Genomic DNA, 15,402 nt, shown 5'->3' with positions numbered 1-15,402 from the left:
CTGGTCGGTTGAGGCTGACCAGGACTTTTCGTTGGTTCTCGCTGACTGGGACGGCCTTGGCCGCTAGTCTCCGTCGAGAGCCGACGTACACATGTTGTCCGTCGCTCACCTGGTGTGGAGCGCCCAGCTTCCGCACCGGTCCGTATCCGACAGATCGACATCCGAGGTGACGTAGGCGTGGCTCTTCCGCCCCTTACCCCTGAACAGCGCGCAGCCGCGCTCGAAAAGGCCGCCGCGGCTCGCCGGGAGCGGGCCGAGGTCAAGAATCGACTCAAGCACTCCGGCGCCTCCCTCCACGAGGTCATCAAGCAGGGCCAGGAGAACGACGTCATCGGGAAGATGAAGGTCTCCGCCCTCCTGGAGTCCCTGCCGGGCGTGGGCAAGGTCCGCGCCAAGCAGATCATGGAGCGGCTCGGCATCTCCGAGAGCCGCCGGGTCCGGGGCCTCGGCTCCAACCAGATCGCATCCCTGGAGCGCGAGTTCGGCGGCAGCGCCGCCTGAGGTTCTCAGGCACTCCTGAGAACCTGGATAATCGCTCCATGGCTGCAACATCCCGGGGGACGTCCCCCGCACCCCCGGACGTACGTCCGCGGCTGACCGTGCTCTCCGGCCCCTCGGGGGTCGGCAAGAGCACGGTCGTCGCCCATATGCGCAAGGCCCACCCCGAGGTTTGGCTCTCGGTCTCGGCGACGACCCGCAAGCCGCGCCCCGGCGAGCGCAACGGTGTCCACTACTTCTTCGTGGACAACGACGAGTTCGACAAGCTGATCGCCAATGGCGAGCTGCTGGAGTGGGCCGAGTTCGCGGGCAACCGGTACGGCACGCCCCGACGCGCCGTGCTGGAGCGCCTGGAAGCGGGCGAGCCGGTGCTGCTGGAGATCGACCTCCAGGGTGCCCGGCTGGTCCGGCAGTCGATGTCGGACGCCCGGCTCGTCTTCCTGGCCCCGCCGAGCTGGGAGGAGCTGGTCCGACGGCTCACCGGCCGCGGGACCGAGTCCGCCGAGGTGATCGAGCGCCGGCTCGCCGCTGCCAGGATCGAACTGGCCGCCGAATCCGAGTTCGATACGACGCTGGTCAACACCTCCGTCGAGGACGTGGCCCGTGAGCTGCTAGCCTTGATGCTGGAGGCTTCCGGCCACCGTGTCGACTAACGACTGACGGTCGGCACACGCGCATCACGGAACCACACGCATCACGGAACCAATGCGCATTACGGAACTCCGCACTGTCAAAGATTTCTTTGATCTTTACCCCCTTCGGAAGGCAGAGAGTGTCCTCTTCCATCACCACGCCCGAGGGCATCATCAACCCGCCGATTGATGAGCTCCTCGAGGCCACCGACTCGAAGTACAGCCTCGTGATCTACGCCGCCAAGCGCGCGCGCCAGATCAACGCGTACTACTCGCAGCTCGGCGAGGGTCTCCTGGAGTACGTCGGTCCGCTCGTCGACACCCACGTGCACGAGAAGCCGCTCTCGATCGCGCTCCGCGAGATCAACGCGGGCCTGCTCACCTCCGAGGCCATCGAGGGCCCCGCGCAGTAAGCAGGGTTTGCACCTTCACCACAGGCCCGGCGGCCACGGCCGCCGGGCCTGTGGCGTGTCCGGGGTCCGCATGGTGTGTCCGGGGACTTCGCGGCGTGTCCGGGGCGACAGCCTCGGACCGGTCGCGGTGAGGCAGCATGGGGGTGTTCGTATCCGAGTGCGGGGAGACGCAGTGGACAAGCCGAAGGTCGTTCTTGGGGTCAGCGGGGGCATCGCCGCGTACAAGGCGTGCGAGCTGCTGCGCCGGCTGACGGAGTCCGGTCACGATGTGCGCGTCGTCCCGACCGGGTCGGCGCTGCACTTCGTGGGGGCGGCCACCTGGTCGGCGCTCTCCGGCCACCCGGTCTCCACGGAGGTCTGGAACGACGTCCACGAGGTGCCGCACGTCAGGGTCGGCCAGGGCGCCGACCTCGTCGTCATCGCCCCCGCCACCGCCGACCTGCTCGCCAAGGCCGCCCACGGCCTCGCCGACGACCTCCTCACCAACACGCTCCTCACCGCCCGCTGTCCGGTCGTCTTCGCGCCCGCCATGCACACCGAGATGTGGGAGCACCCCGCCACCCAGGAGAACGTCGCCACGCTGCGCCGCCGCGGCGCCGTCGTCATCGAGCCCGCCGTCGGCAGGCTCACCGGCGTCGACACCGGCAAGGGCCGGCTCCCGGACCCCGGGGAGATCTTCGAGGTCTGCCGCCGGGTGCTGGCCCGCGGAAGCGTCGAAGCCGACCTGGCCGGCCGCCACGTCGTGATCAGCGCGGGTGGTACGCGGGAGCCGCTCGACCCGGTGCGCTACCTCGGCAACCGTTCCTCCGGCAAGCAGGGCTATGCCCTGGCCCGTACCGCGGTCGCCCGCGGCGCCCGGGTCACCCTCGTCGAGGCCAACACCGGCCTTCCCGACCCGGCCGGCGCAGACGTACTGCACGCCGGGACCGCCATACAACTGCGCGAGGCGGTGCTGAAGGCTGCGGCGGACGCCGATGTGGTCGTGATGGCGGCGGCGGTCGCCGACTTCCGCCCCGCGGAGTACGCGACGGGAAAGATCAAGAAGAAGGACGGCCAGGAGCCCGCGGCCGTCAAACTGGTCCGCAATCCGGACATCCTCGCCGAGGTCGCCGGTGAACGCGCCCGCCCGGACCAGATCGTCGTCGGTTTCGCCGCCGAGACCGACGACGTCCTCGCCAACGGCCGTGAGAAACTCCGCCGCAAGGGCTGCGATCTGCTCGTCGTCAATGAGGTGGGGGAACACCGGACATTCGGCTCCGAGGAGAACGAAGCGGTGGTCCTCGCAGCCGACGGCGGTGAGACCCCGGTGCCCCACGGCCCCAAGGAGGCGCTGGCCGACACGGTCTGGGATCTCGTGTCGTCGCGGCTCGGATGAATTTCCATTCTCCCGTCTTCGCGCAGGCCGAAACCCTTGAAATATGGGCGTAAACAGCTTTCTCGGCAGCTGATTTCCCCACCGTCACGGGACGTGCCACAGGTCACAGAACTACCAAAGGGCGAGACACGTTGTCCGCCGAACGGAAGTGACCGATAAACTGGCCTGCGGACCGCGTCGGGCGCAGCTCCCGGCCGTCCGCCAAATGATCAGCCAGCAGCCGCTGCAACCCCAGGGAGCGATGTGTCCCGCCGTCTCTTCACCTCGGAGTCAGTCACCGAGGGCCACCCCGACAAGATCGCTGACCAGATCAGCGACACCATTCTCGACGCACTGCTCCATGAGGACCCCCGGTCCCGCGTCGCCGTCGAGACCTTGATCACCACCGGTCTGGTGCATGTTGCGGGTGAGGTCACGACCAAGGCCTACGCCGACATTCCGACCCTCGTTCGCAACAAGGTTCTCGAAATCGGCTACGACTCCTCCAAGAAGGGCTTCGACGGCGCTTCCTGCGGTGTCTCGGTGTCCATCGGCGCGCAGTCGCCCGACATCGCGCAGGGTGTCGACACCGCGTACGAGCAGCGGGTCGAGGGCGATGAGGACGAGCTCGACAAGCAGGGTGCCGGCGACCAGGGCCTGATGTTCGGCTATGCCTGCGACGAGACGCCCGAGCTCATGCCGCTCCCGATCCACCTCGCGCACCGGCTCTCGCGACGGCTCTCCGAGGTCCGCAAGAACGGGACCATCCCGTACCTGCGTCCGGACGGCAAGACGCAGGTCACCATCGAGTACGACGGCGACAAGGCCGTCCGTCTCGACACGGTCGTCGTCTCCTCGCAGCACGCCAGCGACATCGACCTCGACTCGCTGCTCGCGCCGGACATCCGCGAGTTCGTCGTCGAGCACGTGCTCGGGCAGCTGATCGAGGACGGCATCAAGCTGGACACCGACGGCTACCGGCTGCTGGTCAACCCGACCGGTCGCTTCGAGATCGGCGGCCCGATGGGCGACGCCGGTCTGACCGGCCGCAAGATCATCATCGACACCTACGGCGGCATGGCCCGGCACGGCGGTGGCGCCTTCTCGGGCAAGGACCCGTCGAAGGTCGACCGCTCCGCCGCGTACGCCATGCGCTGGGTCGCCAAGAACGTCGTCGCCGCGGGCCTCGCCGCCCGTTGCGAGGTACAGGTCGCCTACGCGATCGGCAAGGCCGAGCCCGTCGGTCTGTTCGTCGAGACGTTCGGCACCGCCGCGGTCGAGACCGAGAAGATCGAGCATGCCATCGGGGAGGTCTTCGACCTCCGCCCGGCCGCGATCATCCGCGACCTCGACCTGCTGCGCCCGATCTACGCCCAGACCGCGGCGTACGGCCACTTCGGCCGTGAGCTTCCCGACTTCACCTGGGAGCGCACGGACCGCGTGGACGCGCTGCGTACGGCGGCCGGGCTGTAACGACCTGGGGCGAACGGAGCCCGCTCTCTGTCGCGGGTGAGGTCGTCAGCCTGCCGCTCTCCGTCTGTACGCCGGGGCCCGGACACCGCACGCGGTGTCCGGGCCCCGGCGCGTGCGGGCCGCCGGTGCGCTCGCGCCGGGGCCGCTGTCAGTGGTTTCTGGTAGGAATTTGGCTGTGAGCAGCGACAACGAGCGATCCGAGGACCCCGGGACCGGGGCCCCGGAGCAGCTTGCGCTGATTCGGGAGACGGTACGGAAGGCGAAGGTGCCGCGGGCCAAGCCGCGGACCTGGCGCGGCGCCGCGCTCGCCAAGGAGCGGCCCGTCGCCCGGGTGCTGGTCAACAAGGGCGTGCTCCATCTCGACCAGTACTTCGACTACGCCGTCCCCGAGGAGCTCGACGCCGACGCGCAGCCCGGGGTGCGCGTGCGGGTGCGATTCGGGGCCGGGGCGCGCAATGTCCGCGGCGGCCGGCGCGAAGGCGGCGGACTGATCGACGGGTTCCTCGTGGAGCGGCTCACCGAATCGGACTACCCCGGTGCCCTCGCCGCGCTCGCCTACGTCGTATCCCCCGAACCAGTGCTGGGTCCGGAGCTGCTCGCCCTCTCGCGGGCCGTCGCCGACCGCTACGCGGGCAGCCTCGCTGATGTGCTGCAGCTCGCCGTGCCGCCCAGGAACGGACGGGCCGAGGCCAAGCCCTCGCCCGAGCCGCTGCCCCCGCCGCCCGCCCCGACGGCGGGGAGCTGGGAGCGATACGCACAGGGGCCCGCGTTCCTGCGGGCACTGGCCGAGGGCGGTGCGCCCCGGGCCGTCTGGACCGCGCTGCCCGGCCCGCACTGGCCCGAGGAGATCGCCAGGGCCATGGCCGCGACCCTCGCCTCCGGGCGCGGCGCACTCGTCGTGGTGCCCGACGGCCGGGCCGCCGGCCGGGTGGATGCCGCGCTCACCGAGTTGCTCGGCCGGGGACGCCACGCCCTGCTGACCGCCGACTCCGGACCGGAGAAGCGGTACCGGGAGTGGCTCGCCGTGCGGCGCGGTTCCGTGCGGGCCGTCGTCGGGACGAGGGCCGCGATGTTCGCCCCCGTCGCCGATCTCGGCCTGGTCGCCGTCTGGGACGACGGGGACTCCAGCCACAGCGACGACAACGCCCCCTTCCCGCACGTCCGGGAGGTGCTCGAACTACGGGCCGCGTACGGCCGGTGCGCGTTCCTGCTCGGCGGCACGAACTGCACCGTGGAGGCCGCCCAGTTGGTGGAGAGCGGCTGGGCGCTTCCGCTGCGCGCGGACCGGGAACAGCTGCGGATCGCGGCGCCCCTGGTGCGTACGGTCGGCGACGGGGAGCTGGCGCGGGACGGCGCCGCGCGGGCGGCCCGGCTGCCCAGCCTGGCCTGGCAGACGGTACGGGACGGGCTGCGCGAAGGCCCCGTCCTGGTCCAGGTGCCGCGCCGCGGATACGCGCCCCGCCTCGCCTGCGAGCGCTGCCGTGAACCCGCTCGTTGCCGGCACTGCGCCGGACCGCTCCAGGCACCGGATCAACGGGATCTCGACTGCGCCTGGTGCGGACGGGCCGAGACCGCCTGGCACTGCGTCGCGTGCGGCGGGAGCCGGCTGCGGGCCCGGATCGTCGGTGCCCGTCGCACCGCCGAGGAGCTCGGCCGGGCGTTCCCGGCCGTGCCCGTCCGGACGTCGGGCCGCGACCACATCCTGGACTCGGTGCCGGATGTGCCCGCCCTGGTCGTCAGCACCCCGGGCGCCGAACCCGTCGCCGAGGGCGGCTACGCGGCCGCGCTGCTGCTGGACGGGTGGGCGATGGTCGGCCGTCCCGACCTGCGGGCCGGCGAGGAGGCGCTGCGTCGCTGGACGGCCGCGGCGTCGCTGGTGCGCGGGCAGCCGGAGGGCGGCACGGTGGTGATCGTCGCCGAGCCGACCCTGCGACCGGTGCAGGCCCTGGTGCGCTGGGACCCGGTCGGGCACGCCCGCCGCGAGCTGGCGGAGCGGGCCGAGCTCGGCTTTCCGCCGGTCTCCCGGATGGCCTCGGTGACCGGTTCGCCGGAGGCGCTCGCCGCGTTCCTCACGGCCGTCGAACTGCCGCCGGACGCCGAGGTGCTCGGCCCGGTGCCGGTGCCTGGCGCCGAAACCGGCAGACCCCGCAGGCCCGGGGACGCGCCGCCGGGCGAGTCGTGGGAGCGGGCCCTGCTCAGGGTGCCTCCGGGGAGCGGGGCGGCGCTGGCGGCGGCGTTGAAGGCGGCGCAGGCGGCACGGATGGCCAGGGGGAGCGGTGAGCAGGTCCGGATCCGGGTGGATCCGCCGGACATCGGGTGACGACGGGACCGGGGCCGCGGACGCGGCTGCCCCGCCGGGCGTCGGGCGCGGCGGGGCAGGAAGCGGGGTGGCGCGGTCAGCCGTTGCGTGGGCCGGGGAACGCGCCCGGGCGCAGATCCTCGCGCAGTGCCGGGCGGTCCGCCGACGGCTGCGGTGGCATGGAGCGTGCGGCGGGCACGGCGGGCAGCGGCGGCGTACCCGTCGAGCCGGGTGCCATGGGCAGGGGGTGCGTCACCGCGGTCTCCGCCGTGGCCTCGGCCGCCGCTCCCGGCTGGCGGGCGTTGCGGCGAGCGCCGTAGCGGCGGTGCACCGCCTGCTTGGTGACCCCGAGCGCGGAGCCCACCGCGTCCCAGGAGAAGCCCAGCGAGCGGTCGAAGTCCACTGCCGCGGTGACCAGGGTCTCGACGCTGTCGCGCAGCTCCTGGGCCAGCCTGACGGTGGGGGCCGGGGCCCGGCCGTAGACGACGAAGCCCGTGGACGGGCCGGAGCGGCGCGGACGGTAGACGTTGCCCAGTTGGGCGGTGAGCGTGCGCAGCGCGTCCACCTGCCGCCGGACCCGCTCGATGTCCCGCACCAACAGATGCAGGCTGGCCCTCGCTTGGGCGTCATGGGTTGCGTGGTCGGCCATGAAGAAGCCTCTCGAACCGGCGTTGAAAGGGATCGGGCCGCACCGTGGCGGCTCGCTTCGGTCAATCTCTCTTGACCAACGCATCACCTGTGGATCTGGTCACGCTGGAGGGGCGCATGCGCATATCGAAGGGGCGCACAGTGATGCGTACGCCCCCCGGGCGTCCGGCCCATAGACTTGTGCGTTGCTCGTCACCGTACGTTTCGGCCTGAGAGGCAGTCAGCCACCCATGAAGCTCGTCTTCGCAGGCACCCCCGAGGTAGCCGTACCCGCCCTGGACGCCCTGATCGCCTCCGGCCGGCACGAGGTGGCCGCCGTCGTCACCCGGCCCGACGCCCCCGCCGGGCGAGGCCGCCGGCTGGTCGCCAGCCCCGTCGCCGAGCGGGCCGAGGAGGCCGGGATCGAGGTGCTCAAGCCGGCCCGCCCGCGCGACGAGGACTTCCTGGCGCGGCTGCGGGAGATCGGCCCGGACTGCTGTCCCGTCGTCGCCTACGGCGCGCTGCTGCCCAGGACCGCGCTCGACGTACCGGCCCGCGGCTGGGTCAACCTCCACTTCTCGCTGCTGCCCGCCTGGCGCGGCGCGGCCCCCGTACAGCACGCGATCATGGCCGGGGACGAGGTGACCGGTGCGTCGACCTTCCTGATCGAGGAGGGGCTTGACTCCGGCCCGGTGTACGGCGTCCTCACCGAAGAAGTGCGGCCCACCGACACCAGCGGCGACCTGCTCACCCGGCTGGCGTTCGCCGGTGCGGGGCTGCTCGTCGCGACCATGGACGGCATCGGGGACGGCACGCTGCACGCCGTGCCGCAGCCCGCCGACGGCGTCACCCTCGCACCGAAGATCACCGTCGAGGACGCCCAGGTGCAGTGGTCCGCCCCTGCCCTGCGGGTCGACCGGGTGGTGCGCGGCTGCACACCCGCTCCGGGGGCGTGGACGCTGTTTCGCGGGGAACGGCTGAAGCTGGTCCAGGCGGTGCCGGTACTGGACCGGGCCGACCTGGCCCCCGGCGAACTGTCGGCGGCCAAGAACAACGTGTACGTGGGCACCGGATCACACGCAGTCGAACTGCTCTGGGTCCAGCCGCAGGGCAAGAAGCCGATGCGGGCCGCGGACTGGGCCCGCGGGGTGCGCATCGTCCACGGCGAGCTGCTGGGCAGCTAGTGCCCCTCCCGGCAGGCTTCGCCCCGTCGCGCCGCCCAGCACGCACTCCCCCAAGGCCTTGAGGGCCAGGGGGGACCCCCTTCTGCGTTGGCCGAAAGCCCTGGTAGCTCCTTCCCCAAGCTCTCAACTTCGTTCGAGCAGGGGAGGCCCCGTTCAAGGACTTCCGGCCGCCTTGCGATCGCACGCACTGGACGACGCTCCTTCCGGGTGAACATTGCCGGTCGCGGCACCAGGGAGATCCGGACCGGGGCGGCGACGTAGGCTGGCAGGGTTCGTCCTCTCATCATCAGCGGAGCACCTTTCACGTGAACGACCAGCAGCGTCGCCGTCCCGCCAAGCCGCATCGCCGGCCCAAGAAGGACCCCGTCCGGTTCCTCGCATTCGAGGCGCTCAGGGCCGTCGACGAGCGCGATGCGTACGCCAACCTCGTCCTTCCCCCGCTGCTGAAGAAGGCCCGGGCCAAGGGCGACTTCGACAGCCGGGACGCGGCCCTGGCGACCGAGCTGGTCTACGGGACGCTGCGCCGCCAGGGAACGTACGACGCGATCGTCGCCGCCTGCATCGACCGGCCGCTGCGCGAGGTCGATCCGCCGGTCCTCGACGTGCTCGACCTGGGCGTGCACCAGCTGCTCGGCACCCGCATCCCCACTCACGCGGCCGTCTCCGCCAGCGTGGAGCTGGCCCGGGTGGTGCTCGGCGAGGGGCGTGCCAAGTTCGTCAACGCCGTCCTGCGGAAGGTCGCCGCGGACGATCTCGACGGCTGGGTGGCGCGCGTCGCCCCGCCGTACGACGAGGACGCCGAGGACCACCTCGCGGTCGTGCACTCGCATCCGCGGTGGATCGTGTCCGCCCTCTGGGACGCGCTGGGCGGCGGCCGCGCCGGGATCGAGGACCTCCTCGAAGCGGACAACGAACGGCCCGAGGTCACGCTCGTCGCCCGCCCCGGCCGCTCCACCACCGAGGAGCTGCTCACCGCCCTCGGTGAGGGGAACGGCCTGCCCGGCCGCTGGTCGTCCCATGCCGTACGGATGGGCGAGGGCGGCGAGCCCGGTGCCCTCGCGGCCGTGCAGGAGGGCCGCGCCGGAGTCCAGGACGAGGGCAGCCAGCTGGTGGCCGCCGCCCTCGCCAACGCGCCGGTGGAGGGCAACGACACCCGCTGGCTCGACGGCTGTGCCGGGCCCGGCGGAAAGGCCGCCCTGCTCGCCGCCCTCGCCGCCGGACGCGGCGCCACCCTGCTCGCCGCCGAGAAGCAGCCGCACCGGGCCCGCCTCGTCGAACGCGCGCTGGCCGGCAACCCCGGCCCGTACCAGGTGATCACCGCTGACGGCACCCGCCCGCCGTGGCGGCCCGGCACCTTCGACCGGATCCTGATGGACGTGCCGTGCTCGGGTCTCGGCGCGCTGCGCCGCCGCCCGGAGGCCCGCTGGCGGCGCCGCCCCGAGGACCTGGAGAGCTTCGCACCGCTGCAGCGCGGGCTGCTGCGCGAAGCGTTGAAGGCGGTACGGGTCGGCGGCGTCGTCGGTTACGCGACCTGCTCGCCGCATCTCGCGGAGACCCGGGTCGTCGTCGAGGACGTGCTCAAGGGCCGGGGCGGAGAGCCGGTCGACGCGGAGTGGGTCGACGCCCGCCCGCTGATGCCCGGCGTGCCCGCGCTCGGCGACGGCCCCGATGTCCAGCTGTGGCCGCATCTGCACGGCACGGACGCGATGTACCTGGCACTGCTGCGGCGCACCGCCTGACGGGTCCGACGAGGGCGGAAAAGCCCGGATCGCGCGGAGTGGGCGGTCCGGACCGGGCGAACTGTAATGATCCCGTGAGGCTTTGGCCCGCACCGGGGCGGGGAAGTGGCGCCGAGCATGGCAGGCTTGGCACATGGCCCAGATCAACCCCAGCATTCTGTCCGCCGATTTCGCCCGTCTCGCCGAGGAGGCGAAGGCGGTCGAAGGTGCCGACTGGCTCCACGTCGACGTGATGGACAACCACTTCGTGCCCAATCTGACCCTCGGCGTGCCGATCGTGGAATCGCTCAGCCGGGCCACGGACACCCCGCTCGACTGCCATCTGATGATCGAGGACGCGGACCGCTGGGCGCCGCAGTACGTCGAGGCGGGCGCCGGTTCCGTCACCTTCCACGTCGAGGCGGCGGCGGCCCCCGTACGACTGGCGCGGGAGATCCGGGCCAAGGGCGCCCGCGCCTCCATGGCGCTCAGGCCCGCGACGCCCATCGAGCCGTACGAGGACCTGCTCCCCGAGCTCGACATGCTGCTGATCATGACGGTGGAGCCGGGCTTCGGCGGCCAGGCGTTCCTGGACATCATGCTGCCGAAGATCCGCCGCACCCGTGAGCTGATCTCCAAGCACGGACTCGAACTCTGGCTCCAGGTCGACGGCGGCGTCTCCGCGTCCACCATCGAGCGGTGCGCCGAGGCCGGCGCGGACGTGTTCGTCGCGGGTTCGGCGGTGTACGGGGCCGAGGACCCGGCCGAAGCGGTGCGCGCACTGCGGGCCCGGGCCGACGCGGCCACCGCGTCGGCGGCCTGGGCATGCGGCCACTGAAGCCGGGAGTGGAGCCGGCAGCCGCGCCGGCCCCCGATTGCGGGTCGGCCCGGCCAAGGGCAGATAAACGTGGTCCGACGGGACCGATCAAGGATCGCCGGATCTGACAGGATGAGCGGCGTATCGAGAGTGTGAACAGCAGTGAGGAGAGCGCGGTGTCTGCAATGTCGGCGGGCCGGTCCGCCCTGCGGATGGGGCCCGCGGAGCTGGTGCAGGCGGCGGCCATGGCCCGCCGCTTCTACCTCGAAGGAAAGTCGAAGATCCAGATCGCCGAGGAGTTCGGCGTCAGCCGCTTCAAGGTGGCCCGGGTCCTGGAGACTGCACTGGAACGCGACCTGGTGAGGATCGAGATCCGGGTCCCCGCCGAGCTCGACGCCGAGCGCTCAGACGCGCTCCGGGCCCGCTACGGGCTGCGTCACGCGGTCGTCGTCGAATCCCCCGCGGAGGAGCAGGACGACGCTCCCGACCCGGAGAACCTGGGGGAGGTCGCGGCCGATCTCCTCGGCGAACTGGTGAACGAGGGCGATGTGCTCGGCCTGGCCTGGGGCCGCTCCACGATCCACATGGCAGCGGCCCTCGACCGGCTGCCGCCGTGCACGGTCGTGCAGCTCACCGGGGTGTACGACGCGGGGACGGCCGAGCGCGGCTCGGTCGAGGCGGTCCGCCGGGCCGCCCAGGTGGCCGGCGGTGAGGCCCACCCCATCTACGCCCCGATGCTGCTGCCCGATCCGGCCACGGCCGCCGCGCTGCGCCACCAGACCGGTATTGCCCGCGCCTTCGAGTACTTCGACAAGGTGACGGTCGCCGCGGTGTCCATCGGCTCCTGGGAGCCGGGCATCTCCACCGTCCACGACATGCTGTCGGACGAGGAGCGTGCGCACTACGCGTCGCTCGGCGTCGCCGCCGAGATGTCCGCGCACCTCTTCGACACGGAGGGACGGCGGGTCGGCCGGGACCTGGGGGAGCGGTGCATCACGGTCGAGGCGGACCGGCTGCGCCGGATCCCCGAAGTGGTGGCGATCGCGGGCGGCCAGCGCAAGGCCGCGGCGATCGGGGCCGTGCTGCGGTCCGGTCTGGTCACCAGCCTGGTGACGGACACGGCGGCGGCGGACTACCTGCTGACCGAGTCGGCGGCGCCGCGGCGGCCGGCGCTGGAGCGGGCGGATCCGGACGGGGTCTGAACGGGTGCGGGCGGCTGACGGCGGTGACTGGTACGGGGCCGCCCGGTGGCTGTTTCGTCCCCGGACGCCGGACGCCGGACGCCGGACGCCGGACGCCGGACGGGGGCGCAGGTCCCCGGACACGGCCGAGCCGTGCGGATGACGGCGAGTGAACCGCCCGGACAGCGGGGTATGCTGCCGGGGCGTTGTCCGGCCCGGCGGTTTCAGTCCTGGGCCACGCCCAGGACCGTGGCCTCCAGATACTGCTCCGGCTCCTCGTACTGGCTCACGTCGGCCGGGTTGTAGCGGGGGGTCTGCCGGGACCAGTCCAGGTTGCCGCGCATCCAGCTCCGCATCCCGTCCAGGTACGGCGTGAGCATCCAGGACCACTGCGGGTACGCGGCCAGCAGCTCGGCCTCGGCGGTGAGGAACCGCTCCGTCTCCGTGGCGATCTCCGCGCAGACGTGTTCCAGCGCCTGCTGCTTGCCGTAACCGCGGTGATGGCGGACCAGGTGGACGAGATTGTGGATCTCGCCGAGCACCTGCTCCTTCTCGTAGGAGTACACGTCGTTGGCCCAGCACACGACGTTGCACGAGGCTTCCAGTGCGGTGATGAACCGGGAGTCGTTGTGGATCGACTCGGGTGCCTCGATCCCGGCCACGATCTCTATCAGGTCCATGCAGACATGTATCGCACCGGTGTGGCGGCGCTTGGCGATGTACGTCTCCTCGGGCGGCACCGCACCCGCCTCACGGTTCCCGGCCTCCCAGGTGGTGGCCGTCGTGAGATACGTGATCACGTGCCGGCCGAACCGGGCACGCCACTGTGGGGCCGCGGTCGGCGTCGTCCGTTCCCACAGATCGACCAGGGCGACCACGGCGGCGGGGAGCTCCTCGTCCGGTACGCCGCCCGTGCCGTTGCCCTCGATCACGGAGCGCATCACCGCCACCACGTCCCGCACCCGCTCCGGGCTGCGGCCGAGCCGGCCGTCGTCGAGTTGGTCGTCGACGAGAAACAGCCACACGAACCAGTCGGCGACGAGTTCGAGATTCTTGCCGTCGGCGGTCGGGTACACCATGCCGACGAACGCTCCGAAGTCCGCCTGCTCGAAGCGTTCCCTGGCTGAATCCCGTTGCACCAGACCGGTGTTGCGGATCCAGGCGTCGAGATGGAGTCTGGTGTCCGAGACGTGCGGATTCGTCTGCTGGGGGAACGGGCAGTAAATGTCCGGCAGTTGGCTCTCCACGGGTGGGTCGTGATCCTCTCCGGTCGTATGGGTGACGGAAGTTGTGACCCTTCCGCATGTTCCTCCGGGGCGACGTGGCGACCCGCGGGACCTGCGGGTCGCGAAGCTACCCGACCCCTTGTCACCAGGTCCAGGGAAGGTGATCACGAATGATTCGGACGTGGCTCGGGTAGGGTCCGCCGGTAAGGCAGGTTCCACTTGCCCGGGACTCCCGCCCGGTTCCTTTGGGGGAAGGTACGAACGCGGGGGGTGTTTGCTGTGTCTTCGTGGAAGCGACCTGCTCCGTTTCGTGTGAAAAAATGAGTGTTATGCGTTTTCTTGAGCCCGGCACCGGTCGCTACACAGACTCCCCCTCGGTCCCGTACGACCTCACGTACGACGATGTCTTCATGGTCCCGGGCCGTTCGGCGGTCGGATCCCGCCAGGGTGTCGATCTCTCCTCACCCGACGGCACCGGCACCACCATCCCCCTCGTCGTGGCGAACATGACGGCCATCGCGGGCCGCCGGATGGCCGAAACGGTCGCCCGCCGCGGCGGGCTCGTCGTCATCCCGCAGGACATCCCGATCGAGGTTGTCGCCGACGTCGTCTCCTGGGTGAAAACGCGCCATCTGGTGCTCGACACGCCGATCGTGCTGGCCCCCGGCCAGACGGTCGCCGACGCCCTGTCCCTGCTGCCCAAGCGCGCGCACGGCGCCGGCGTCGTCGTCGACGCGGAGCACCGGCCCGTCGGTGTCGTCACCGATCACGACCTGACCGGTGTCGACCGCTTCACCCAGCTCTCCGAGATCATGTCCAGGGACCTGGTGGTGCTCGACGCGGACATCGACCCGCGCGACGCGTTCAACAAGCTCGACGGAGCCCACCGCAAGCTCGCCCCCGCGGTCGACGCGGACGGCCGGCTCGTCGGCATCCTCACCCGGAAGGCCGCGCTGCGGGCCACCCTGTACACCCCGGCCACCGACGCCGGCGGCAAGCTGCGGATCGCCGCCGCCGCCGGGATCAACGGCGATGTCGCGGGCAAGGCCAAGCAGCTCCTCGACGCGGGCATCGACGCACTCGTCGTGGACACCGCCCACGGCCACCAGGAGTCCATGATCAACGCGGTCCGGGCCGTTCGCGGGCTCGACCCGCAGGTGCCCGTCGTCGCGGGCAACATCGTCGCCGCCGAGGGAGTGCGCGACCTCGTCGAGGCCGGCGCGGACATCATCAAGGTCGGTGTCGGACCGGGCGCCATGTGCACCACCCGGATGATGACGGGCGTGGGACGGCCGCAGTTCTCCGCCGTCCTGGAGTGCGCCGCCGAGGCGAAGAAGTACGGCAAGCACGTCTGGGCCGACGGTGGTGTCCGCCACCCGCGCGATGTCGCGATGGCGCTCGCCGCGGGTGCGTCCAACGTGATGATCGGCTCCTGGTTCGCCGGTACGTACGAGTCGCCCGGCGACCTCCAGCAGTCCGCCGACGGCCGCTTCTACAAGGAGTCCTTCGGTATGGCGTCCGCCCGCGCCGTGAAGAACCGTACGTCGGACGAGTCGGCGTACGACCGGGCCCGCAAGGCGCTCTTCGAGGAGGGCATCTCCACCTCTCGGATGTTCCTCGACCCGGCCCGGCCCGGCGTCGAGGACCTGATCGACTCGATCATCGCGGGCGTCCGCTCCTCCTGCACCTACGCCGGTGCGGCCTCCCTGGAGGAGTTCGCCGAGAAGGCGGTCGTCGGGGTGCAGAGCGCCGCCGGTTACGCCGAGGGCAAGCCGCTGCACGCCAGCTGGAGTTGATCCCGTAATCCAGCAACACCGTTGCCCCTCACGGCCGTTCAAGCCGTGGGGGGCAACGGCGTCTCCGGGTGTCCTCGCGGGTTGCACGGATGTCCTGTTCCGGCCCCCGGATCCCGCCCTGATCCAACTCAATCTCGTTGGAATGTAAGTAACATGAAGACCAATCAGCCGCCTGTTCCTCTGT

Annotated in this window: 13 protein-coding genes; 11 read left to right on the top strand and 2 right to left on the bottom strand. The window is 71.5% G+C overall.

Features of this window, described 5'->3' with window-relative positions:
* Positions 1-177 precede the first annotated feature (177 nt).
* The 6 genes from OG936_RS04135 to OG936_RS04110 all read left to right on the top strand — a co-directional run bounded on the left by OG936_RS04135 (position 178) and on the right by OG936_RS04110 (position 6,690).
* The gene (locus OG936_RS04135; RefSeq protein ID WP_014157387.1) at positions 178-501 is read left to right on the top strand and encodes an integration host factor; all 324 of its coding nucleotides are present in this window, start codon (positions 178-180) and stop codon (positions 499-501) included.
* Positions 502-539: 38 nt separating this feature from the next.
* Positions 540-1,151 carry a guanylate kinase gene (gmk, locus tag OG936_RS04130; protein WP_266745084.1) on the top strand — a complete coding sequence of 204 codons (612 nt, stop codon included), beginning with the start codon at positions 540-542 and terminating at the stop codon, positions 1,149-1,151.
* A gap of 119 nt (positions 1,152-1,270) precedes the next feature.
* Complete coding sequence (gene rpoZ, locus OG936_RS04125) at positions 1,271-1,543, top strand: DNA-directed RNA polymerase subunit omega (RefSeq protein ID WP_003970369.1); 273 nt, start codon at positions 1,271-1,273, stop codon at positions 1,541-1,543.
* Positions 1,544-1,715: 172 nt separating this feature from the next.
* Positions 1,716-2,918, top strand: coding sequence for a bifunctional phosphopantothenoylcysteine decarboxylase/phosphopantothenate--cysteine ligase CoaBC (gene coaBC, locus OG936_RS04120; RefSeq protein ID WP_406492627.1), 1,203 nt, complete (start codon positions 1,716-1,718; stop codon positions 2,916-2,918).
* A gap of 243 nt (positions 2,919-3,161) precedes the next feature.
* Positions 3,162-4,370, top strand: a complete 1,209-nt coding sequence (metK, locus tag OG936_RS04115) for a methionine adenosyltransferase (protein WP_383753389.1) — start codon at positions 3,162-3,164, stop codon at positions 4,368-4,370.
* Positions 4,371-4,545: 175 nt separating this feature from the next.
* Positions 4,546-6,690 (top strand): primosomal protein N', encoded by a 2,145-nt coding sequence (locus tag OG936_RS04110; protein WP_406492626.1) that lies wholly within the window; start codon positions 4,546-4,548, stop codon positions 6,688-6,690.
* Between the two features lie 76 nt (positions 6,691-6,766).
* Here the strand turns inward: OG936_RS04110 and OG936_RS04105 are convergent, their stop codons facing one another.
* Positions 6,767-7,318 (bottom strand): hypothetical protein, encoded by a 552-nt coding sequence (locus OG936_RS04105; protein ID WP_406492624.1) that lies wholly within the window; start codon positions 7,316-7,318, stop codon positions 6,767-6,769.
* 229 nt (positions 7,319-7,547) lie between these two features.
* On the opposite strand from OG936_RS04105, the gene fmt reads away from it, so the two are divergent.
* The 4 genes from fmt (at position 7,548) to OG936_RS04085 (ending at position 12,217) form a co-directional block, all read left to right on the top strand.
* Entirely contained in the window at positions 7,548-8,480 is a 933-nt protein-coding gene (gene fmt, locus OG936_RS04100; protein ID WP_406492622.1) for a methionyl-tRNA formyltransferase, read from the top strand.
* 305 nt (positions 8,481-8,785) lie between these two features.
* The gene (locus tag OG936_RS04095) at positions 8,786-10,219 is read left to right on the top strand and encodes an RsmB/NOP family class I SAM-dependent RNA methyltransferase (RefSeq protein WP_406492620.1); all 1,434 of its coding nucleotides are present in this window, start codon (positions 8,786-8,788) and stop codon (positions 10,217-10,219) included.
* A 133-nt stretch (positions 10,220-10,352) separates the two neighbouring features.
* Positions 10,353-11,036 carry a ribulose-phosphate 3-epimerase gene (gene rpe / locus OG936_RS04090; protein WP_406492618.1) on the top strand — a complete coding sequence of 228 codons (684 nt, stop codon included), beginning with the start codon at positions 10,353-10,355 and terminating at the stop codon, positions 11,034-11,036.
* A 164-nt stretch (positions 11,037-11,200) separates the two neighbouring features.
* The gene (locus OG936_RS04085) at positions 11,201-12,217 is read left to right on the top strand and encodes a sugar-binding transcriptional regulator (RefSeq protein WP_266752094.1); all 1,017 of its coding nucleotides are present in this window, start codon (positions 11,201-11,203) and stop codon (positions 12,215-12,217) included.
* 203 nt (positions 12,218-12,420) lie between these two features.
* Here OG936_RS04085 and OG936_RS04080 read toward each other — a convergent pair whose 3' ends face one another.
* Positions 12,421-13,443 carry a terpene cyclase gene (locus OG936_RS04080; protein WP_406492617.1) on the bottom strand — a complete coding sequence of 341 codons (1,023 nt, stop codon included), beginning with the start codon at positions 13,441-13,443 and terminating at the stop codon, positions 12,421-12,423.
* Positions 13,444-13,751: 308 nt separating this feature from the next.
* On the opposite strand from OG936_RS04080, the gene OG936_RS04075 reads away from it, so the two are divergent.
* Complete coding sequence (locus OG936_RS04075; RefSeq protein ID WP_406492615.1) at positions 13,752-15,218, top strand: GuaB1 family IMP dehydrogenase-related protein; 1,467 nt, start codon at positions 13,752-13,754, stop codon at positions 15,216-15,218.
* Positions 15,219-15,402: the final 184 nt, after the last annotated feature.

It is taken from the genome of Streptomyces sp. NBC_00846 (assembly GCF_045207325.1).
In the GTDB taxonomy this organism is placed as follows: Bacteria; Actinomycetota; Actinomycetes; order Streptomycetales; family Streptomycetaceae; genus Streptomyces.
This window is presented reverse-complemented; position numbering and strand designations above follow the sequence as displayed.

Bases quoted from the DNA above. Each gene is read 5' to 3' on its own strand.
- gmk (WP_266745084.1), top strand. From the start codon at position 540: ATGGCTGCAACATCCCGGGGGACGTCCCCCGCACCCCCGGACGTACGT.
- OG936_RS04105 (WP_406492624.1), bottom strand. From the start codon at position 7,318: ATGGCCGACCACGCAACCCATGACGCCCAAGCGAGGGCCAGCCTGCAT.
- fmt (WP_406492622.1), top strand. From the start codon at position 7,548: ATGAAGCTCGTCTTCGCAGGCACCCCCGAGGTAGCCGTACCCGCCCTG.
- rpe (WP_406492618.1), top strand. From the start codon at position 10,353: ATGGCCCAGATCAACCCCAGCATTCTGTCCGCCGATTTCGCCCGTCTC.
- OG936_RS04085 (WP_266752094.1), top strand. From the start codon at position 11,201: ATGTCGGCGGGCCGGTCCGCCCTGCGGATGGGGCCCGCGGAGCTGGTG.
- OG936_RS04075 (WP_406492615.1), top strand. From the start codon at position 13,752: ATGCGTTTTCTTGAGCCCGGCACCGGTCGCTACACAGACTCCCCCTCG.